General features: G+C 70.7%; 16 protein-coding genes. 2 read left to right on the forward strand and 14 right to left on the reverse strand.

The annotated features are described in order from the left end of the window. The first annotated feature begins 3 nt into the window (after positions 1-3). Positions 4-363 (forward strand): nuclear transport factor 2-like protein, encoded by a 360-nt coding sequence (locus tag RLT58_RS10070; RefSeq protein ID WP_311310052.1) that lies wholly within the window; start codon positions 4-6, stop codon positions 361-363. On the opposite strand, the gene RLT58_RS10075 is transcribed toward RLT58_RS10070, so the two are convergent. The 5 genes from RLT58_RS10075 to RLT58_RS10095 form a co-directional block, all read right to left on the reverse strand. Continuing rightward, positions 350-1021, reverse strand: a complete 672-nt coding sequence (locus RLT58_RS10075; protein ID WP_311310053.1) for a class I SAM-dependent methyltransferase — start codon at positions 1019-1021, stop codon at positions 350-352. The genes RLT58_RS10070 and RLT58_RS10075 overlap by 14 nt on opposite strands. A 640-nt stretch (positions 1022-1661) precedes the next feature. Continuing rightward, positions 1662-2264, reverse strand: coding sequence for a hypothetical protein (locus tag RLT58_RS10080; RefSeq protein ID WP_311310054.1), 603 nt, complete (start codon positions 2262-2264; stop codon positions 1662-1664). 246 nt (positions 2265-2510) lie between these two features. Beyond that, positions 2511-2984, reverse strand: a complete 474-nt coding sequence (locus tag RLT58_RS10085; protein ID WP_311310055.1) for a carboxymuconolactone decarboxylase family protein — start codon at positions 2982-2984, stop codon at positions 2511-2513. Between the two features lie 100 nt (positions 2985-3084). Then, a complete protein-coding gene (locus tag RLT58_RS10090; protein WP_311310056.1) occupies positions 3085-4221 on the reverse strand; it encodes a glycoside hydrolase family 3 N-terminal domain-containing protein in 1137 nt (378 codons plus the stop codon). 152 nt (positions 4222-4373) lie between these two features. Next, positions 4374-5252: a GH25 family lysozyme gene (locus RLT58_RS10095; protein WP_311310057.1), complete on the reverse strand. Its 879-nt coding sequence runs from the start codon at positions 5250-5252 to the stop codon at positions 4374-4376. A gap of 286 nt (positions 5253-5538) precedes the next feature. Between RLT58_RS10095 and RLT58_RS10100 the strand changes: the two genes are divergently transcribed. Continuing rightward, the gene (locus RLT58_RS10100; protein WP_399131246.1) at positions 5539-7137 is read left to right on the forward strand and encodes an adenosine deaminase family protein; all 1599 of its coding nucleotides are present in this window, start codon (positions 5539-5541) and stop codon (positions 7135-7137) included. Positions 7138-7271: 134 nt separating this feature from the next. Here RLT58_RS10100 and RLT58_RS10105 read toward each other — a convergent pair whose 3' ends face one another. The 9 genes from RLT58_RS10105 to RLT58_RS10145 form a co-directional block, all read right to left on the reverse strand. Then, positions 7272-8642 carry an MFS transporter gene (locus tag RLT58_RS10105; protein ID WP_311310059.1) on the reverse strand — a complete coding sequence of 457 codons (1371 nt, stop codon included), beginning with the start codon at positions 8640-8642 and terminating at the stop codon, positions 7272-7274. Then, complete coding sequence (locus tag RLT58_RS10110) at positions 8639-9067, reverse strand: ATP-binding cassette domain-containing protein (protein ID WP_311310060.1); 429 nt, start codon at positions 9065-9067, stop codon at positions 8639-8641. The genes RLT58_RS10105 and RLT58_RS10110 overlap by 4 nt, the downstream gene beginning before the upstream one ends. Before the next feature lie 212 nt (positions 9068-9279). Further along, the gene (locus RLT58_RS10115; RefSeq protein WP_311310061.1) at positions 9280-10290 is read right to left on the reverse strand and encodes a helix-turn-helix domain-containing protein; all 1011 of its coding nucleotides are present in this window, start codon (positions 10288-10290) and stop codon (positions 9280-9282) included. 96 nt (positions 10291-10386) lie between these two features. Then, the gene (locus RLT58_RS10120; RefSeq protein ID WP_311310062.1) at positions 10387-11793 is read right to left on the reverse strand and encodes a hypothetical protein; all 1407 of its coding nucleotides are present in this window, start codon (positions 11791-11793) and stop codon (positions 10387-10389) included. A 71-nt stretch (positions 11794-11864) separates the two neighbouring features. Continuing rightward, positions 11865-14942 carry a glycoside hydrolase family 3 protein gene (locus RLT58_RS10125; protein WP_311310063.1) on the reverse strand — a complete coding sequence of 1026 codons (3078 nt, stop codon included), beginning with the start codon at positions 14940-14942 and terminating at the stop codon, positions 11865-11867. A 120-nt stretch (positions 14943-15062) separates the two neighbouring features. Then, positions 15063-16937, reverse strand: a complete 1875-nt coding sequence (locus tag RLT58_RS10130; protein ID WP_311310064.1) for a discoidin domain-containing protein — start codon at positions 16935-16937, stop codon at positions 15063-15065. 55 nt (positions 16938-16992) lie between these two features. After that, positions 16993-18411, reverse strand: a complete 1419-nt coding sequence (locus RLT58_RS10135) for a GH1 family beta-glucosidase (RefSeq protein WP_311310065.1) — start codon at positions 18409-18411, stop codon at positions 16993-16995. A 32-nt stretch (positions 18412-18443) separates the two neighbouring features. Then, complete coding sequence (locus RLT58_RS10140) at positions 18444-19454, reverse strand: ABC transporter ATP-binding protein (RefSeq protein ID WP_311310066.1); 1011 nt, start codon at positions 19452-19454, stop codon at positions 18444-18446. Continuing rightward, positions 19451-20461 carry an ABC transporter permease gene (locus RLT58_RS10145; RefSeq protein ID WP_311310067.1) on the reverse strand — a complete coding sequence of 337 codons (1011 nt, stop codon included), beginning with the start codon at positions 20459-20461 and terminating at the stop codon, positions 19451-19453. Before RLT58_RS10145 ends, RLT58_RS10140 begins: the two co-directional genes overlap by 4 nt. Positions 20462-20464 lie beyond the last annotated feature (3 nt).

The following is a 20464-nucleotide window of genomic DNA, read 5'->3' on the forward strand; positions in this document are numbered from 1 at the left end:
ATCATGTCCGACAGCCGGCCCGCGACCACCTCCACGGACACCCTGCCGGAGGTGATCACCCGCTACCTGGACGCGCACCGCGCCCACGACGGCGCCACCGCGATCACGGCGTTCAACGCCGGGGCCGCGGTGACCGACGACGGCAGGACCTACGCGGGCACCGAGGAGATCAGGGCGTGGCTGGACCGGTCCGCCACCGAGTACACGTACACCAGCCGGCTCACCGGGGCCCGGCGGACCGGCACGGACCACTACACCGCCACCCACCACCTGGAGGGCGACTTCCCCGGCGGGACGGTCGATCTGCACTACCGGTTCACACTCCGCGACGGCCTCGTCGACCGTCTCGTCATCGAGCCGTGAGCCGGTCGCGCGTGGCCGCGAGGTAGATCCGCCGGGTGGGAATCTCGTCCGCGTACGCCTCGCGGACCGTGCGGCCGTCGACACGGAACCCGGCGGCGCCGGCCGCCGCGCACAGCTCATCCGCCGTGAACTCCGCCCAGTACACGCGGAGATCACTGCCCAGTGGGTCGCCGATCACCCCGTCACCGGTCCCCTCCTTCGCCACGATCAGCAGCCGGCCGCCGGGGCGGATCGCGGCGGCCCAGGACGCGAGCGTGGCGGGCAGCCCGCTCCTGGGCTGGTCGTGCAACGAGTAGTACGAGACCAGCCCGTCGAGCGGCTCCGCGACGGCCCGCTGGTCCATCACCGCGAACCGGCAGCCGGGCTGCTCCCGCCGCGCGAGGGCGACGCAGCGCGGCGAGAGGTCGATGCCGAGCACATCGAGCCCCCTCGCCGCGAGCAACGCCGTCACATGGCCGCAGGGCCCGCAGCCTGCGTCGTACACCCTGCCGCCCGGACGGACCCGGCCCGCGAACGCGTGCAGGGCCTCCAGGTCGTAGGGCTTGCCGGCCAGCTCGTGCCGGAAGAGCCGGAGGTAGTCGTCGGCGCGGGCGTCCCACGTACGGACGACGTCGGCTCCACTGCCGGGTTCCGGCGAGGAAATCGGCGCATCAGCCATCACGCGACTTTTTCTTGATCTGAGCCACGACTGCCCGTCGGGTTTCAGTCGAACCGACAACAGCGAAGATCGAGGGCTCAGGGTCCTGCACCCTCACGACTGAGACTTCCCCACGAGAACTGACCGGCCTGGCAGCATCTTTCGATGCGTACTCGATCACCATGGCTTTCTTGCTGCAGGACAGGGAGGCCCAGGGGTCGGTTCCATCATTCGATCCGGCCCCGGAGGCAAAGTTGTACGGGCCTGCAGCATATTCACTACTGCCGGAGCCCTTGCCCGGCCAATCAGAAACGAGGTGGACGATCGATCGCCCGCCGGCCGCTCGGCCGACCACTGCTACTCCGCAGGAATCTCCATGAACGTATGCGATCAGGCGATTCCCGCCATTGCGGACTTCACCAAGCACGCGGGGGGTTCCGGACTTTGACGCATCATCCACGTCAGCAAGTGGGTCGCCACTCACGCTGATAGCAGCAAGGCCACCCAACGGAGAATAGTCGTCAGCGACGGTGGTGGCGGCCCTTTCGTGGCCACCACCCTCCGTGCATCCCACACATGACACCAGAAGAGCAGCCCCGACGCCTGCCAGACGTGCGCTCCAAGTCATGCAACTGCTCCCTCATCCGTGCGGGTTGGCCTGTTAACTCAGATACTGATTGAAACAGACCCCCACCGGCTTGCTGGCCAGGACGTGCTTCCCCGTCTTCAGCGAGCCGCCGTCCAGGTAGATCTGACCGTCGTACAGGTCCATCAGAGCATACGCCTCCACCGTTCCGAACTTACCCTTGGGGACTTCGTATCGGGTTTGGTTGGAGATGGTGTACGACTTGGTCGTATCCCACCCCACGCCCGCCGAAATCACCCCCTTGGAAACACTCATCTCCGCCTTGGTGGTTGCAGATACGCTCTTGTCGACCGTCAGGACGAGCGTAGTTTTGCCATGACCGCTCGTCTGCTGGATCAGCTTGGTCGAACAGACCTGTCCCATATGCTTCACGTTCTTGACGACCGGAGGCCTGGGACCACTTCTGGGCGATATCGGAGAAGCTGGCCCGCTCTCGGATTCCTCTGCTGAATCGACAGGCCCCGAGTAGTCCTGATTGAACTTCACCAAGGTATTCGGGCCGGGCTCGAAGGTCTCCTGCTGCACGCCCTTAGAGAGCTGCGCTTCTTCGTCGACCGCCAGTGCCGGCGTTGATGCTGCGAACCCCAGCACGAGTGAAGCCATCGTGATGACGGTCACCCTTGTTGAATGATGCGCGAATCCCCCATGGTCAACTGGTCGCCCCCCGAATTCCCCCGGGGGGAATCACAAAACTACGATGGAACTCGTGTACACAGAACCCGATCTACCGTTTCTTGAGGTGGATCTGAGCTCTGTTCATCACATGCGGGGAATCCTGCATCCGGCACCCTGTCCGGTTCTGGCGTCGAGACGGGCAGCGGCGTTCGGGGACCCGCATGCACGGGTCCCCGAACGCCGCTGCCCTCAGGCGAACTGCCCCGGAACGTAGTCGCCCGCCGGCTGCTGGACCAGTACGTTCAGGCGGTTGAAGGTGTTGATCAGGGCGATCCCGCAGACCAGGGCCGCGAGCTGGTCCTCGTCGTAGTACTTGGCGGCGTTGGCCCAGACCTCGTCCGGGACCCCGCCGGCCGCGTCCGCGATGCGGGTGGCCTGTTCGGTCAGTTCCAGGGCGGCGCGTTCGGCGTCGGTGAAGACGGTGGCCTCGCGCCACACCGCGACCAGGTGGAGCCGGGTCGCGGTCTCCCCGGCGTGTGCGGCCTCCTTGGTGTGCATGTCGACGCAGAACGCACAGCCGTTGATCTGGCTGGCGCGCAGCCGTACCAGCTCCTGGGTGGCGAGCGGCAGTGTCGAGTCCGCGAGCGCCCTGCCCGCCGCGACGACGTGCTTCATGGCCTTGGCCGAGACCGCGTTGGTGAAGAGGTTGAGACGAGCTTCCATGATCGGTTCCTGCCTTGTGTCGAGTGGTTGCTACACCTCTCTGACGGGGCGGCCGGCACCGATGTGACACGGGGGTGTGTGACCTGCGTCTCCCCGCCCCTCACAGTCCGGCGCGCAGCGCGTTGACGCGGGCGGCGGCGGCCTCGAAGGCAGCCGCGTCGAGCAGGCCGGACCCCAGGGCATCGCTCAGGGCGGTCACCGCCTCGTCGCCCTGGGAGACGCTGCGGGCCGAGCAGAGCAGGAGGTCCATGCCCGCGGAGGCAGCCGCGACGGCACGCTGCGACGTGCTGCCGAAGGACTGGAGGGCACCGGCCTCCAGGGCGTCGGTGATCGTGACGCCCTGGTAGCCGAGCCGGTTGCGCAGCTCGCCGACGACGGTCGGGGAGAGACCGGCGGGGCGGGCGGAGTCCAGCGCGGTGTAGGTGGCCCAGGACAGCATGACGAGCTTGACCCCGGCCGAGATCGCGTCCCGGTACGGCGCCTCGTCCACGCTGCGCAGGGTGGCGGCGGACGTGGCGATGGTGACGGCGCGCAGATCCGTGTTCTGGCTGGCGGTCGCGGGGCCGAGGCCGGGGAAGTGCTTGGCGGTGGCCGCGACCCCGACGGCCTGCTGGGAGGTGATGAAGGTCTTGCCGCAACTGGCCACGGCCGCGGCGGACTTGCTGTACGACCGCTCGTACTGGTCGGTGAAGTCGCCGTCCGCGCGGTAGACGTCCAGCACCGGCGCGAGGTTCACGTTCATGCCGATGCCCGCCAGGTTCAGGCCCGCGCCCTGGCCGGTGAAGTCCGCCCACTGGTGCGGGTCGGCGGAGGCGCCGACATCCTTGGCGGACATGACGGGCTCACCGGGCAGCCGGCGGATCACGCCGCCCTCCTGATCGGTCATCAGGAGCAGCGGGGCCTTCACGGGCGACGAGGCGTGCGCCGCGTTCATCGACTGGATGACGCTCTCGATCTGGCTCAGGTTCTGGATGTTCTCGCCGAAGAAGATCACGCCGGCCGTGTGGCCCTGCTTGATGGCGTTCATCAGCGAGGAGGGCGGCGTGAGCCCGGGGTAGGAGTGGATGACGCACTGCCCGGCGCGCTGCTGGGGGGTCAGGGCGGAGAAGCGGGGGCGCGAGCTCTCGGGCATCCGTACGGCCGCTTCCGCGCCGGCCGCCGTGCCCAGTCCGCCGGCCAGGGCCGCGGCTCCGGCGATCAGGGCCCCGCGCCTGCTGAGGGGTGGTGTCGAGCGCATGACTTGCTCCTTCGTGAACGGTCGTGGAGCCGGGCGGGGCCTCGGGGCGGGAACGCGCGCGGGCCGGAGCGGCCGGGGAGGGCCGCTCCGGCCCGCGTACCCCTCTCGCGGAGGCTACGCCCGGTGGGGGCGGGACGGTCCGGCGCCCGCCGTCACGGGGTGTTGTTGGCCAGCGCCAGCAGGCGGGAGCGGTCACCGCTGAAGCGGTCGCGGTCGACGTTGCCCGAGACACCGCTCACCGAGCCGGTGGAGGTGTACTGCCAGACCGTGTAGAAGGGGAAGCCCGACGGGATGCTGGGCGTGCCGGTGGTCCAGTTCGCGACCCACAGCGGGCTGAGGGCGGCCATGCCGTCCCAGCCACCGGTGCACTCGTTCCACCAGCTCGGGCTGGTGTAGATCACGACGTCGCGGCCGGTGCGGGCCTTGTACGTGTTGTAGAAGTCGAGGACCCACTGGCGCATGGACGCCTGGGAGTAGCCGTAGCAGGTGCCCTCGATGTCCAGCACGCCCGGCAGCGTGAGGTTGTCGCGGGACCAGGCGCCGCCGTTGCTGGCGAAGAAGTCCGCCTGGGCGGCGCCGCCGGAGACGTCGGGGCGCGCGTAGTGGTACGCGCCCCGGATCACACCGGCGTTGTAGGCGTTCAGGTAGTTGTCACTGAACGTCGGGTCCTTGTACGTGAGGCCCTCGGTCGCCTTCATCCAGGCGAACTCGATGCCCGCGCCGCGCACGGAGCTCCAGTTGATGCCTCCCTGCCAGCTGGAGACGTCGATGCCCTCGGGGTTGGCCTTCAGGCCGGCGTCCGGCTGGGCGCCGAGGTGCAGTTGGCGGGTGTCGGACGTGAAGTCCTTGCCGTCCTGGATGTAGCCGACGCCCATGTACCCGTGGCCGAGCGGCACGGGGTTGTCCGGCACGGGCTTCGCCGAGGCGGTGCCGGACATCAGGCTGAACAGCAGCGCGGCACTCGTGCCGACGACACCGGCCACGGTGAGTCTCTTCTGGGTGGACCTGAGGGAAATGCTCCGGGGGAACATGGGGCCTCCTGCTTGTGGGGGGAGTTGCGGTTCGACGACGGTCTACGCGCGTCCAGTTGTCGCGAACACGACATAGTCAGCCACAGGAGCGGGTGCGGGGTAAATAGTTTTCCGGTTTCGTTAGTGGTATAGACCTCTCTCCGCCTTGGTGAGCTGTGCAAACGACCGGCGCTTGACGGAAGTTTTCCGAACTGACGGGTACGCCAGCGCACTCGATCGAGTGGACGTTTCCGGTGATATGCGGGATTCGATGAGAAATGCCCTCCCGGGACGCGATCATTCGGCGGTGATCATCTCTCCCATTCGGACGGCACGCCGTCCCAAGTCCCCGCTCCTGGCAGGGATCGGCGGCGCACTCGCCGTACTGACCCTGCTTCCGGCCGTCCCGGCCGCCGCCGCGCCCGTCCGGGACGCCTCGCCCCGCCCGGTGACCCCGGCCGAGCGTGCGACCTCCGCGTTCCTCAGGGCCTCGCAGGACAGGCCCGAGCGGCTGAAGGCGTTCTTCAAGGCGCTGCCCAAGGGCGGCGACCTCCACAACCACCTGTCGGGCGCCGCCACCACCGAGTTCCTGATCAAGCTCGCGATCGAGCGGGGCCTGTGCATCGACGCCACGATGACGGCGGTGGCGCCGCCGTGCGGAACGGGCACACGGCCCGCCTCCGACGCCCGGACGGACCCCGCCTTCCGGCAGCAGATCATCCGGGCCTGGTCCATGCAGGACTTCCCGGCGGACCAGTCGGGGCACGACCACTTCTTCGACACGTTCGGCAAGTTCGGCCTGGCGACCTGGGACCGGGGCAAGCTGCTGGCGAACGTCGCCGACACCGCCGTCGAGCAGAACCAGTTCTATCTGGAGACCATGGTCACCCCGGCGTCGGACAGCGCCAAGAAGCTCGCGGACGCGGTGGGGTACGACGCCGATCTCGCGGCCCTGCACCGCAAACTGCTGGCGGGCGGACAGCTCGACCGGGTCGTGGACGAGGCGGTCAAGGAGGCAGATGACGCCGACGCCCAGTTCCGGGCCACCGCGCACTGCGACACCCCGCGCCCCGCCCCGGGCTGCCGGCTGCCCGTCCGGTGGATCTCCCAGGTGTCCCGGGGCAGTTCACCGGCCCGCGTGTTCACCCAGATCGCCGTCGGCATGCGGCTGGCGGAGCGCGACCCGAGGTTCGTCGCGGTCAACCTCGTCCAGCCCGAGGACGGCGAGAGCGCGCTGAGCAACTACAGCCTCCAGATGCGGATGCTGAAGTACCTGCGCGGCCAGTACCCCGGCGCCCATCTCACCCTGCACGCCGGTGAGCTGGCCCCCGGCCTGGTCAAGCCCGAGGACCTGACCTTCCACATCAACGAGGCCGTGCGCGTCGCCGGCGCCGAGCGCATCGGCCACGGCGTGGACCTGGTCCACGAGGACGACTGGCGCGGGCTCGCCCGGACGATGGCGCGGCGCGGCGTCGCCGTCGAGGTGCCGTTCTCCAGCAACAAGCAGATCCTCGGCATCGCGGGCGACGACCACCCGTTCAACGCCTACCGCCGCTACGGCGTGCCGGTGGTCCTGTCCACCGACGACCCGGGCGTCTCGCGGATCGACATCAGCCACGAGTACCAGTACGCCGCGAAGACGTACAGCCTCTCCTACACCGAGCTGAAGGACCTGGCCCGCGCCTCGCTGGAGTACGCCTTCCGCGACGGCCGCAGCCTCTGGGTCCCGGGCTCCGCGCCCTCCGGCTACCAGCCGGTCGCGGCCTGCCGGAGCGACCGCCCCGGGGCCGTCCGCCCGAGCCCGCGCTGCGCCCGCTACCTCGCCGCCAGCCCGAAGGCGGCGACGGAGTGGCGCCAGGAGACGGCCTTCGCCGCCTTCGAACGCGCCCACGGCGGCCGCCGCTGACAAGCCGGTACGGGTGCGGGGCTCCGGCCCCGCACCCCTACGGCGACAGGCGCGAACAGGGGCGCGGCGTCCGGCTGTTCACGCCGCATCGGATCGGCCGGCACCAAGGGCCCCGGAGACAGCATGGACGGGTGCTACGCGCATGTGCTGGGGGACCTGCGGCGGCCGAGGACGACGAGCACGATCCCGGTCGCCCCTGCGCAGACGGTGGTGGTGACGAGCGCGACGGCGAGGAGGGTGTGCGACCACAGCGCATGGTCGTGACCCGGTCGGTGGATGCGTACGGCGGTGGCGCAGGCCGCGATGCCGAGACTGATCCCCAGCTGACGTGCCGCGTTGACGGCGCTGGACGAGATACCGGTCCGCGACGGGGCCACACCGTGCATGGCGGCGGCCGGAAGGACCGGCGAGATGATCCCGGCGCCGATTCCGGTCAGGACCATCGCGGGCATGATGGCTTGCCATCCGGGCGCCGCCGCGGGGAGGGCGAGGCCGAGGCATCCGAGTCCGCAGACCACCAGGCCGACGGCGAAGGGGATTCGCCGGTGGAGTCTGCCGACGAGAGCACCCAGGAGTGCGGAGGTGAGGAAGAAGACCACCGGTTGGGCGGAGAGGACCAGCGCGGTCTCCACAGGAGTGAGGCCGAGGGCGTCCTGGAGCCAGGAGGAAATGGACGGGAGTGCCCCGAAGGCGGCGAAGTAGTACGCGACGGCGACGACGGCCGCGACGACGAACACCCGGTTGCGGACCAGCGCGGGGCCGATGAGAGCGGTGGCCGGGTGGCTTCGCTCGTGGGCGATGAATCCGGCGCACAGTGCCGTGGATACGGCGAGCATGAGGGCAGCGGTCGGGCTCAGGCCCTGGTCGGCGAAGACGAGGGTGGCGATGACGAACCCGCCGACGGCGGCCGCGAGCAGGACCATCCCCGGCACGTTCAGCGGGCCGGGTTCTCTCGCCCGGTCGGCAGGGATGAACACCGCGGTCAGAACCGCGGCAGCAAGGGCGATGGGGACTGCGGCTGCGAAGACGGTGCGCCAGCCGAGCGTGGACAGCAGGCCGCCCGAGACGTTGCCAGCGGCGGCTGCCAGGCCCGATACGGCGCCCCAGACGGCGAAGGCACGGTGCTTGGCCCGGCCGCTGTAGGCGGCTTCCAGCAATGGCAGGGTGGTGGCGAACAGCGCCGCGGCGGCGATCCCCTGCACGAACCGGGCGAGGACGAGCGCGAGCACGTTCGGGGCCAGTGCGCAGGCCAGTGATGCGGCGGCGAACGCGACCAGACTCCAGATGAGGACGGGGCGTCTGCCCAGGCGATCGCTGATGGTGCCCAGCGGGACGAGGAGCGCGGCAAGCGCGATGGTGTAGATGTCGATGACCCATTGCAGGGCACCGAAGCCGGTGTGGAGGTCGTCGGCGATCACGGGCATCGCGACGGTGACGATCGTGGAGTACGCGAGCAGGAGGAATGTTGCCGTGCTGGAGATGATCAGCGGTATCTGTCGTCTCATGCTCCTGTCCTTCGCGGGGTCGGTGCCGTGGCCGGGCTGGCGCAGGCGGAGGCGAGGCCGCCTCGCGGGTCGGTGAACGTCTCGCACCCGACGTGGTGGACGTCGCGGATCAGACCGGGGGCCAGGACCCTCTGCGGTTCTCCGCCGGCGACGACCCGGCCGTGGCCGATGACGTGGCTCGTGTCGCGGTATCGGGCCGCGAAGTGCAGGTCGTGCAGCGCCGCGAGGACGCCGATGCCGAGTCCGCGCACGATGTTCAGGACCTGGCGCCGATGGCGGACGTCGAGGGGGTCGGTGGGTCCGTCCAGGATCAGGAACCTCGGTTCCTGGGCGGGTGGGGCAGCGACCGAGGGAGAGGCCGGCTCACTCGAACACGCCGTGAGGTCGAAGAAGCCGACGATGGCGGTCAGGACGGCGGGCGCCACCGGCCTGTGCCATGGACCGGAATGCGGTTGACAAGCGGACATGCGGCCCGGACCCTTCTTGGGGACGATCGGCAGGGCCGCGACGAAGCGGGCCCGTACCGATCGTCTCGCCGGGACGCCGGGCGGAGTGTGGAGCAGGAGGCCCGTCCGTGTGGAGCGAGCGGCCTCCTCCGGGGATGTCGCCCTCCGTCGCGGCAGCCGGGCGGCGTGGCCTAGGTGTGCGTGCGCCGGTACTCGGCGGGAGTGCACCCGAGGCGCCGGCGGAAGGCGTAGACGAAGTTGCTCGCGGTCGCGTACCCGACCTCCCCTCCGATGCGCTCGACCGTCCAGTCCGTGTCGACGAGCAGATCGGCCGCGCGCTCCAGGCACTGCCGGCGGTGGTACTCCATGGGCGGCACCCCGAACAGCGTCTTGAACCCACGCGCCAGACGCTTCGGGCTCATCGACAGCAAGCGCGCCACCTCGGCGAGGGCCGGCAGCGCATGACGCTCCCGCCACAGGATCAGCGGAACAGTGCGCAGGGCATCGGCCTCATGATCGGCCAGTCCGTTTTCGGTCGCGCTCGATGACGCGTCGATGAGGAGGGCGAGGGCCGCCATCACCCGCGACTCCATCAACAGCGTCTTGCCGGCAGTCTCCGCACGCGACCCGAACACATCCGCCAGCAGGCTCGGCACACCGTGAAGCTGCGCTCCCCGGCCCAGGTAGAGATCATCACCTCGGGAGGAGTCCAGCCGCTTGAGCGACGAGGCGAACGCATCCGCACCGACGCTGCCCAGATACGGTGAGAGCGCGGCCCGGTGTCCGGTCAGCGAGACTCCGCGGTAGGGTCGGCCCGCGGAGTGGACGAGCATCCCCCTGGTTGGACGGGGAGGCGTCAGCGACAACGAGAACCGCCCCAACTCCCCCTGGCCCGCGCCTTCCTCGACAAGACGCAGCCCGCCGTCAAGGCAGACCTCCAGCTCGAAACGGTCCTCGGAGAAGCTGTACCCGACCCGGTGGTCGGCCGCGAAGCTCACGTCGTACCGCACTACGCGCAGCCCGCCCTGCAGCCGTGTCACCTCGATCGACCCCTGGCCGGCCTCGGGACGCAGCGTGTACGTGGTGACGTGCGGCGCGACCCGCCCCCTGTCCTCGGTCGCGATCGCGGCGTAGTAGGAGGCGTACTGGCGCTCCTGATCGGGCGACCCGAGCTCGCCGGACAAACAGTGGACCCGCGACATAAAGGTAAGCCTAGCCTTACCTGTCTCGCGGGGCACCCACCGCCCCCGGAGCACGGGGGGAGACCGCCCAGGCGCCCGGAAGCCATCGGTCCGACGTCAGAACCCGCCGCCGCCGAAGTCCCCGCCCCCGCCGAAGCCGCCTCCGTCGCCGAAGCCTCCGCCGCCGCCGAAGCCCGAGGCGTCGAAGTCGGACCCGGAGAAGTCGCCGCCCGAGAAGCCGCCGTCCCCGAAGCCTCCGCCGCCGAAGTCGCCCCCGCCGTACTCCGCCGCGTACGCCGGGGTGGAGAGCATCGAGCCGAGCATGGTGCCCACCAGCAGGCCGGGGAGCAGGCCGCCGCCGAAGTAGCCGCCCGCCCAGGGGCCGTAGGCCGGACCGGCCTCCCAGTAGGGGCGGCGGCTGCCGTCGCCCATGTCGACCGTGCGGCTCATCGGGTCCTCGCCGTTGCCGAGCCGCACCTCGTCCGCGCCGCACACCGGGACCTCGCGGGCCGTGCCGCCGGACGGGGCCCAGCGGACATCGGCGACCGAGGGGCCGTGGCGCGGGTCGAAGAAACAGGGCGGGCGGCGGGCCGGAAGGGTGCCGCCGGTGCGCCGGGCGTCCAGGACGGCGAGCGAGTAGCGCCCGTCCTCCAGCGCCTGGGTCACCCCGCGCACATCCGAGGGGTGCCGGGCCTTCTCCATACGGGACTTGGCGCTCTCGTACGAGTCGAGGGCGCGTTCGTAGTCCGCGCGCATCGTGTCGTCGGCGCCCGCCTGTGCCGGGTGGAAGTCGAGCCGTTCCAGTGTCTCGCCGTACGCCGTGATGTCCTCGTCCACGACCACCCGCAGCTTGTCCAGGGAGGCCTGCTCCTCGGCCTCCCGGCGCTTGCGGTTGCGGCGCACGACCGTGTACGCGCCGGCGCCGCCGAGGACGGCCACCGCGCCGAGCGCGATCAGGCCGCCCGCCGCCGATCCCCGGCCGCCGTCGGAGGAGGAGCCGCCCCAGGATGCGGGGGCGTGGCCCCTGGCCTGTTCGACGGCACGGTCGACGAAGGCGTTCAGCTGGGTCGCGGCGTCGGTGTCCGCGCCGGGGGCCTTCACGGCGTCGGTCAGATTGCGGACGGCCTGGGTGGACATCACCTGCGGGTCGGCGCCCGCGTTGAAGCCGTCACCGAGGCGGACGGCGTAGACGCCGGTGATCCCGGTGTCGGTGCGCAGGGTGCGCAGGACGCTGTCCTCGGGGAAGGCGGGGCTCTGCGGCAGCACGGCCACGAAGACCGGCTTGTCCGCGTCCTTGATCTTCTTCGTGAGCGCGTCGGCCTGGCCCCTGGAGAGGGCGGCGGACGCGGCGGGGTCGACGTAGACCGGACCCCTCCGCAGCGCCTGGGCGACCTCGTCGACGGTCGAGGCGCCGGTGGCGGCGGGTGCGGCGGGCGCCAGGACCAGGGCCAGCGCCGACATCATGAGGAGGAGTCCCGCCAGGAAGGCCGGGACCGGGACGGTGGGGAACGGCCTGTTCCGCATACTCCCAAGTTAACCCAAAAGGGTGAAGAACGGGCGGGCGGCAACCCTCGCCACCCGCCCGCTCAGCTGCCTCACGCGGCCCGGTACGCCGCCCTCAGCTTCGCCACCGCGCCGGTCAGGTCACCGGTCAGCAGCAGGTGGTCGGCGTCCGCGAACGGCTTGGACACCTTCTCCGTCAGCTTCCCGCCGATCTTCTGCTGGACCAGCAGCCGGGCCTGGCCGACGATCGCGCGGCCCACCTCGGTCCGGCCGAGACCGGTCTTCTGGGCCACCTGAGCGGCCAGCGCGAGCGCGGTGAGCGTCAGCTCGCCGCCCGCCGGGGGCTTCCTCAGCGTGGTGAGGCCCCAGCCGTAGGGGAACTGCGGGTCGTACGCCGCGTCGCCCACGTTGATCGGCAGCTGCGCCTCGGACCTGGGCCAGGTCACCGGGAGCTGTCCGGTGAAGGCCCGCTTGCCGAAGAGCACGTCGGCCACGCCGTCGCCCTCGGTGCCCGGCAGCCAGGAGGCCACCAGGGCGTCGATGTCACCGAGCCGGTCGCCGATGAGCTGCGGGCGGCCCGAGACGATCAGGACGGCGCACTTCATCGCGGCGCAGACCTTGTCCACCGCGGCCTTGTCGGCGGCGGACAGTTCCAGGTCGTGACCGTTGCCGACGTCGCCGACACCCTCCGCGTACGGGGTCTCGCCGACGACCACGACACCGACGTCGTAGCCGTCCGTGGCGGCCGAGGCGTCCTTGGAGTACGTGACGGACGCGGCGTCCTTCTTCATCGCGGACAGGATCGTGGTGCCCGGGGTGATGTTCCCGGACGAGCCCTGCCAGCTGACGGTCCAGCCGCCGGCCTGGTTGCCGATGTCGTCGGCGTTGGAGCCGGCGACGTACACCTTCTGCGAGGACTTCAGCGGCAGCACACCGCCGTCGTTCTTCAGCAGCACCTGGGACTCGGCGGCGGCCTGGCGGGCCACCGCGCGGTGCTCGGCCGAGCCGACCTTGTCCAGGTTGGACGTGTCCGCGTACGGCTTCTCGAACAGGCCCAGCTCGAACTTCTGCGTGAGGATGCGGGAGACCGCGTCATCGATCCGGGCCTGCGGAATCCGGCCCGCGGTGACCTCGTCCTGGAGCGTCCTGGTGAAGTCCTTGTACGCCGTCGGCACCATGATCATGTCGAGTCCGGCGTTGACGGAGGTCCGCACGTCGCTCGCGTAGTCGCCGGGGATCTGGTCGATCGCCTGCCAGTCGCTGATGACGAAGCCCTTGAACCCCATCCGGTCCTTCAGCACACCGTTGATCATCTCGGCGTCGGCGTGCATCTTCACCGGGCCCCGGTCGTCCCCGAGGATGTCGAGCGAGGAGTACGACGGCATGACCGTGCCGATCCCCCGCTTGACCGCCTCGCCGAACGGGGCGAGGTGGACGGCCTCCAGCTCCTGCCGGGTGACCTTGGTGACGCCCTGGTCGATCGGGTACGAACCGGTGGTCGAGGAGCCGTACTCCGTACCACCGTCGCCGACGAAGTGCTTGGCGGTGGCCAGCACCTTGTCGTTGCGGGCCAGGTCCTTGCCGGAGGCGGCACCCTGCATGCCCTGGATCACCGTCTCCAGCGACTCCACCAGCGCCGGGTCCTCACCGTAGGACTCGTAGGCGCGGCCCCAGCGGTCGTCGCGCGAGACGCACAGGCAGGGCGCGAAGTCCCACGGGATGCCCGTGGCACGCACCTCGCTCGCGGTGACGGCGCCGGTCTTCTCGACGGTCTTCGGGTCGCGGGTGGCCCCCAGCCCGACGTTGTGCGGCATGATCGTCGAGCCGATCACGTTGTTGTGGCCGTGCACCGCGTCCACGCCGTAGATCAGCGGGATCTGGAAGCGGGTCGCCCGGGCGCGCAGCTGGTAGGAGTCGATCATCTTCGCCCAGGCCGCCGGCGTGTTGGGCGTGGGGACCGAGCCGCCGCCGGAGAGCAGCGAGCCGAGGTCGTAGGCGGCGATGTCGCCCTGCGAGGCGAGCGCGTTGCGCTCCGCCTGGGTCATCTGGCCCGCCTTCTCGGCGGGCGACATCCGGGCGAGCAGGTCGGCGACCCGCTTCTTCACCGGCAGCCCGGCGTTCTGGTAGGGCAGCCCGTGGGCGTCGATGACGACCTGCGGGTTCTCCTTCGGCGGCTTGGCGCCGGTGACGGTCAGTTCGAGCGGGACCGTCTTCGCTGAGGCGGCCCCGGTGACCTTCTTCGTCGTGACGGTGACCCGGTGCGTGGTGCCGGAGGCGGTGCCCGCCGGGAAGGTGTACGTGCCGCTGACCGGGGTGTAGTCGGTGCCGGGGGCCGCGCTGCCGCCCTTGGTCTCGTACGCGACGGTGACCGGCTCCTCCAGCGGGAGGGAGCCGGTGGTGGCGACGGAGAGGTCGAGGCGGGCGGTGCCGCCCTGCTGGACCGGGTGCACGGCCGCGTCGGTGACGACGCTCGCCTTCAGGGCCGCGTCGGCCTTGCCGTACAGCTCCACGCCGTCCATGGCGAAGGTGCCGGGGGCGCCGGTCGGCAGGGTGAGGGCCCAGCCCCACATCTCGTTCAGGCCGAGGACCTGGTCGATGCCGCCGACGGGCTGGTAGTCGCCCCGGTAGACGAAGTCCGCGAACGGGATCTCGACCTGGTGCCAGCCCTCCCAGTCGTCGGTGAAGGAGGTGGTCCACAGTTCGGAGGCCTCGCCGTTGGCGCCGCCGTCCTTGATCTCGAAGTTGATCTTCTTGCCCGAACCGGGCGGCAGGGGCGCGGTGTTCTGGCCGTACCACCAGAAGCGGATGCCCTTGTGGGCGGACCAGTCGTGGGCCGGCTGGTCGGCGGCGTAGTCGTGGCTGAGGCCGCCGTAGCCGCTGATGTCGTAGGTGCCTTCGAGGACCTTGGCGCCCTCGGGGGCGTCCGCGCGCTCCTTCAGTTCCAGGGCGGGCGGGTCATCGGCGTCGCCGCCCCAGGTGAAGATGCCCTCGGCGGGCTGGTTGGCGAAGGGGACCTCGCCCTCGAAGCGGTCGATGGCGACGGGGGCAGGTTCGTCGGCGGCGGGGGCGGCCGAGCTGGGGACGGCCCCGGCGAGCAGGCCGGCCAGGACCGCGGCGGCGGCCAGGGCGGCGGTCGCGGGTCTCGCGCGGTGACGGGTGCGGGGTGGCATGTGCGGCTCCTTGGTGCGGTGGCCGCGCGCGGCACAGCGGGTGCGGTGCTGTTGTGCCGCGCGCGGGGTGCGGGTGGGACCGGGAGGTGCCTGGGGGCTGGGTGGCTGGATGGGTCGGGGCTACTTCTTCTGCTCGACCCTGACCCAGTCGATCTCCGCCTTGATGCCGCCCTGCGCGACGCGGTCGACGCTGGACTGCGGGAGGCCCCAGTAGGGCTGGGTGACCTGGTTCCAGCCGGCCGGATAGGCGCCGCCGAGAGCCAGGTTGAGGATGACGTACTGGTTGTGGTCGAAGACCCACTGGCCGCGGGTGGACTCCAGCTTCTGACGGGAGGTCGTCTGTACGACCCGGTCGTCGACCGTGAAGGTCATGCCCTCGGGTGTCCACTCGACGCCGTAGGTGTGCCACTCGTCGGCGCGGCCGCCGCCCGGGTAGGTCTGCTGCTTGCCGATGTTGCCGTCGGCGGAGTAGCCGGGGCCGTGCAGGGCGGAGCTGGTCCAGTCGCCGTAGCCGATGTTCTCCATGATGTCCGTCTCGCCCGAGCCGGGCCAGGAGACGTCCGGGTCGTCGACATTGCTGCCCAGCAGCCAGAACGCGGGCCAGAAGCCGTCACCGACGGGCAGCTTCATGCGGGCGCTGACCTTGCCGTAGGTGAAGTCGAACTTGGTGTTGGTGTCGACCCGTCCGGAGGTGAAGTCGAAGGTGCCGTTGGGCGTCGGGGTGCAGCCCTTGCAGTACTTCGACTCCAGGACGAGCGAGCCGTTCTCGGTACGGATGTTGTCCGGCGAGTCGACGTACGCCTGGGACTCGCCGTTGACGGGCCCCATCTCCGTGCCGGTGCGCACCACCCGCCACTTGGAGCGGTCCAGGCCCGAGCCGGTGAAGTCGTCGAAGAACGTGGTGCTGTACGCGCCGCCGGGATCCTTGGGCAGGGCCGGGTAGGCGGCGTCCGCGCTGCCGCCGGTGCCCCAGACCTGGAACTCGTAGAGCGAGTAGCCGAACTGGGCGGTCGAGGGCGCCGGGTTGTAGAACGAGCGGCGCTCCACGCCGAGCATCCGGACGTAGCGGCCGGTCGCCGGGGTGGGCAGGGTGACGGTGTCATGGCGTCCGACGGCGTCCCCGGGTGCCTTCACATCGGCGCGGCGGGCGGCGACGTCGGCGGCGGAGGGCTGGTAGACGGTGCGCCAGGTGCGGTTGTCGTCGGAGACCTGGATGCGGTAGTCGACGGCGTAGGCGGCCTCCCAGTACAGGTCGACGCTGTCGATGGTGGAGGTGGCACCGAGGTCGACGCCGACCCAGCGGTTGGCGTTCCAGTCGCTGGACCAGCGCGACTGGTCCGCCTTGAGGTCGGCCGGCCAGCCGCCGTCGGTGACGAACGCCGGTGAGTTGCCCGCGTGCTGGTAGAGGTCGCCGTACGCGGGGTGGTTCAGGGCGAGGTTGGCGCGGGTGGCGGAGGCGCCGGCCTGCTCCCCTCCGTACACCTTGAAGGAGTACAGCGAGTAGCCCCAGGCGGTGGCACGCTGGATGCCGCGCATCCGGACGTAGCGGCCGGTGACCTCCTGCGGGTAGGTGTGCGCGGTGACGCTGCCGCCGGTGCCGTCGTCCTCGGTGTAGAAGGTGGTCCAGTCGGTGCCGTTCCTGGACACCTCCAGGACGTACTTCTTGCCGTAGGCGGCCTCCCAGTCCAGGGTGACCCGGCTGACCCGGATGACCGAGCCCAGGTCGACCCGGATCCAGGCGTCGTCGGCGGCGTTGCTGGACCAGCGGGTGGTGCCGTCGCCGTCGGCGGCGTTGCCCGGGGCGGTGGCGTCGTTCTCGCTGCCGGAGGCGGTGACGGAGCCGGGGTCGGCGGCGTGGGCGGCGGCCGCCCGGTCGGTGTCCCAGGCGGCGGCCTGCGCCGCCGCCGGCCGGGGGGCCGGGGCGGCGAAGGCCATGGGGGCGGCGAGGGCGATCAGAGCGGCGGTGGTGGCTGCCAGAGTCGTACGAGAGGGCACGGTGGGGCTCCCGTTCGTATCCATGGGGGCTGCGCGACCACGCGCGCGGGCGCGGCTACGCGTTGCGGGTGAGGTGGATGGTGTCGCGGTACCACTTGGCGCTGTCCTTGAGCGTCCGCACCTGCGTGTCGTAGTCGACGCGGACGATGCCGAATCGCTTGTCGTAGCCGTAGGACCACTCGAAGTTGTCCATCAGCGACCAGGCGAAGTACCCCCGGACGTCGGCCCCCTGGGTGCGGGCGGCGGCGACGGCGGCGATGTGGTCGGCGAGATAGGTGGTGCGGTCGGCATCGTGGATCTCGCCGTCCGGGGAGACGGTGTCGTCGAAGGCGGCGCCGTTCTCGGTGATGACCGTCGGGAGTCCGTAGTCCTTCTCCAGACGGACCAGCAGGTCGGTGAGGGCGGAGGGGGTGATCTCCCAGTCCATCGCGGTGCGCGGCAGTTCCCGCTCCACGGCCCGGGTGACGGGCAGCCCGTCGGCGTCGAGCACGGCGCCCTCCTCGGTCACACCGGAAAAGAGCGTGCCCCGGTAGAAGTTGACGCCGAGGACGTCCAGCGGGGTGGAGATGGCGGCCAGGTCGCCGTCCTGGACGGGCAGTTCGATGCCCTGGGCGGCGAGGTCGGTGACGATGTCCTCGGGGTAGACGCCCTTGACGACCGGGTCCAGGTAGATCCTGGCGCCGAGTCCGTCGGCGCGGCGGCAGGCCTCGGCGTCCTCGTGGCTGTCGGTCTCGGGGGTCGCGGTGCCCAGGTTGAGGGTGATGCCGAGCTCCAGCTCGTTGCCCCGGGCGGCGGCCTGCTCGCGCAGGTACCGGGAGGCGAGGCCGTGGCCCAGCAGCAGGTGGTGGACGGCGTGGATGGCCTCGCCGAAGTTCTGCCGGCCGGGGGCCTGGTTGCCGTAGGCGTAGCCGAGCATCGCCGAGCACCACGGCTCGTTCAGCGTGGTCCAGTGCTTCACCCGGTCGCCCAGGGCGTCGTAGGCGAGGGCGGCGTACTCGGCGAAGCGGTAGGCGGTGTCCCGGGCCGGCCAGCCGCCCGCGTCCTCCAGCTCCTGCGGCAGGTCCCAGTGGTAGAGCGTGATCCACGGGGTGACGCCCTTGGCGTCCAGCTCGTCGACCAGGCGCTTGTAGAAGTCCAGGCCCTTGGCGTTGGCGGGGCCCCGGCCGCCCGGCTGGATGCGCGGCCAGGCCAGCGAGAAGCGGTACGTGTCGACGCCGAGGTCCGCGATCAGCTGCACGTCCTCGGGCATCCGGTGGTAGTGGTCGCACGCCACGTCACCGTTCTCGCCGCGGACGACCATGCCCGGCACCCTGCAGTACGTGTCCCAGATGGACGGCGTTCTGCCGTCCTCGGCCGCCGCTCCCTCGATCTGGTAGGCGGCTGTGGCGACGCCCCAGCGGAAGTCGGCGGGCAGGCCCGGTACGGCCTGGGCGGCGATCTCGCGGGCGTAGGCCTGGGGGGTGACGAGGTTCATGGTTCTCCTGTGGTGTGCGGTGCGAACAGGCCCTAGGCGCGGGCGGCGGCGGCCGGGGCTTCCCGGTGGAGCCAGCAGGCCACCGAGCGGTTGCCGTCCCCGTCGGGCCGGGCGAGCACCGGGACATGGGTGTCGCAGCCCTCGACCTTCTTGGCGCAGCGGGGGTGGAAGGCGCAGCCGGCCGGCATCGCGGACAGGTGCGGGGGCGAGCCCGGGATGCCGGTGAGCTCGCGGCGGGGGCCGTGCAGCGCCGGGAAGGAGTGCAGCAGTCCGTCGCTGTACGGGTGGCGGGGGTCCCGGTAGATGTCGGCCGCGCCGGCCTCCTCGACGATCCGGCCGCCGTACATGATCGCGATCCGGTCGGAGAACTCGATCAGCAGCGAGATGTCGTGGGTGATGAAGACGACCGAGAAGCCCAGCTCCTCGCGGAGCTTGACCAGCTGGCGCAGGATCTGGCGCTGCATGACGACGTCCAGGGCCGTCGTGGGCTCGTCCATGATGACGATCTCGGGCTCCAGCGCGAGCGCCATGGCGATCATCACGCGCTGGCGCATCCCGCCGGAGAGCTGGTGCGGGTAGGCGCCGAGCCGGTCGGCGGAGATGCCGACCAGGCCGAGCAGCTCCTTGGCCCGGGCGGTCCGCTCGGGCTTGCGCATCTCCGGCCGGTGGGCCTGGAGGACGTCGGTGAGCTGACTGTGGACCGTGTGCACGGGGTTGAGGGAGTTCATCGCGCCCTGGAAGACGATCGACAGCTCCTGCCAGCGGAAGGCCCGCAGCTCCGGCGCCGACAGGGTCAGCAGGTCCAGGGCCTGGCCGTCGCGCTGGTGGTAGTGGACCTCGCCGCCGGTGATCACGCCGGGCGGGGAGAGCAGCCGGGTGACCGCGTACGCCAGGGTGGACTTGCCGGAGCCCGACTCGCCCGCGAGGCCGAGGACTTCGCCCCGGTGCAGAGTGAGGTCGATGTCGCGCAGGGCGTGCACGGCGTCGTCGCCGGTCCCGTAGTCCACGTTGAGGCCGCTGATGGTGAGGACGGGCTCGCTCATGAGCGGGACTCCTTGTCGTGCGTGCGGTGGTGCCGGCCGCGCTCGGCCGGGGCCGGGGCGGTGCGGGCCACGGGGGTGAAGCCGACGCGCATCCGGACCTTGCGGGAGCCGCCGTTCTCGGTGCGCAGACGCGGGTTGACGAATTCGTCGATGCCGAAGTTGATCAGGGCCAGCGACATGCCGAGCAGGGCGATGCAGAGCCCGGCCGGGACGAACCACCACCAGGCGCCCTGGGCCAGGGCCTGGTTGGACTGGGCCCAGAACAGGACGGTGCCCCAGTTCCAGTTGGAGATGTCGGCGACACCGATGAAGGCGAGGGTGATCTCGGAGAGGATCGCGAAGATGACCGTGCCGACGAAGCCGGAGGCGATGACGGCGGTCAGGTTGGGCATCACCTCGAAGAAGATGATCCGCCAGGTCGACTCGCCGGTGGCGCGGGCCGCCTCGACGTAGTCCCGGCGGCGCAGCGACAGCGTCTGCGCGCGCAGCACCCGGGCGCCCCAGGCCCAGGAGGTCAGGGCGATGACGAAGGCGATCAGCAGGTCGCCGGTGTCGGACACGAAACTGGCGATGATGATGATCAGCGGCAGTCCGGGGATGACCAGGAAGACGTTGGACAGCAGCGAGAGCACCTCGTCGGCGGTGCCGCCGAGGAAGCCGGCGCTGACGCCGATCAGCACGGACAGGACGGTGGCGATGATCCCGGCGATGAAGCCGACGACGAGGACGCCGCGGGTCCCGACGAGGATCTGCGAGAGGACGTCCTGACCGGTCTGGGTGGTGCCGAACCAGTGCGAGCCGGACGGCGGCTGGAGCAGTTCGTTGCTCATCGTGTCGGGGTCGTACGGGGCGATCCACGGGCCGATGACGGCGATCAGCACGAAGAACAGCAGGATCGCGAGTCCGACGACGGTCTTGCGGCCGCGCAGGAACCGGAACCTGCGCTTGCCGGCGGCCGGCGTCTCGGCGGCGTCGAGTACGGCGACCTCGGTGGCGGTGACGGCCATCTC

The sequence above is a fragment of the Streptomyces sp. ITFR-16 genome, from assembly GCF_031844705.1.
Classification (GTDB): Bacteria; Actinomycetota; Actinomycetes; order Streptomycetales; family Streptomycetaceae; genus Streptomyces.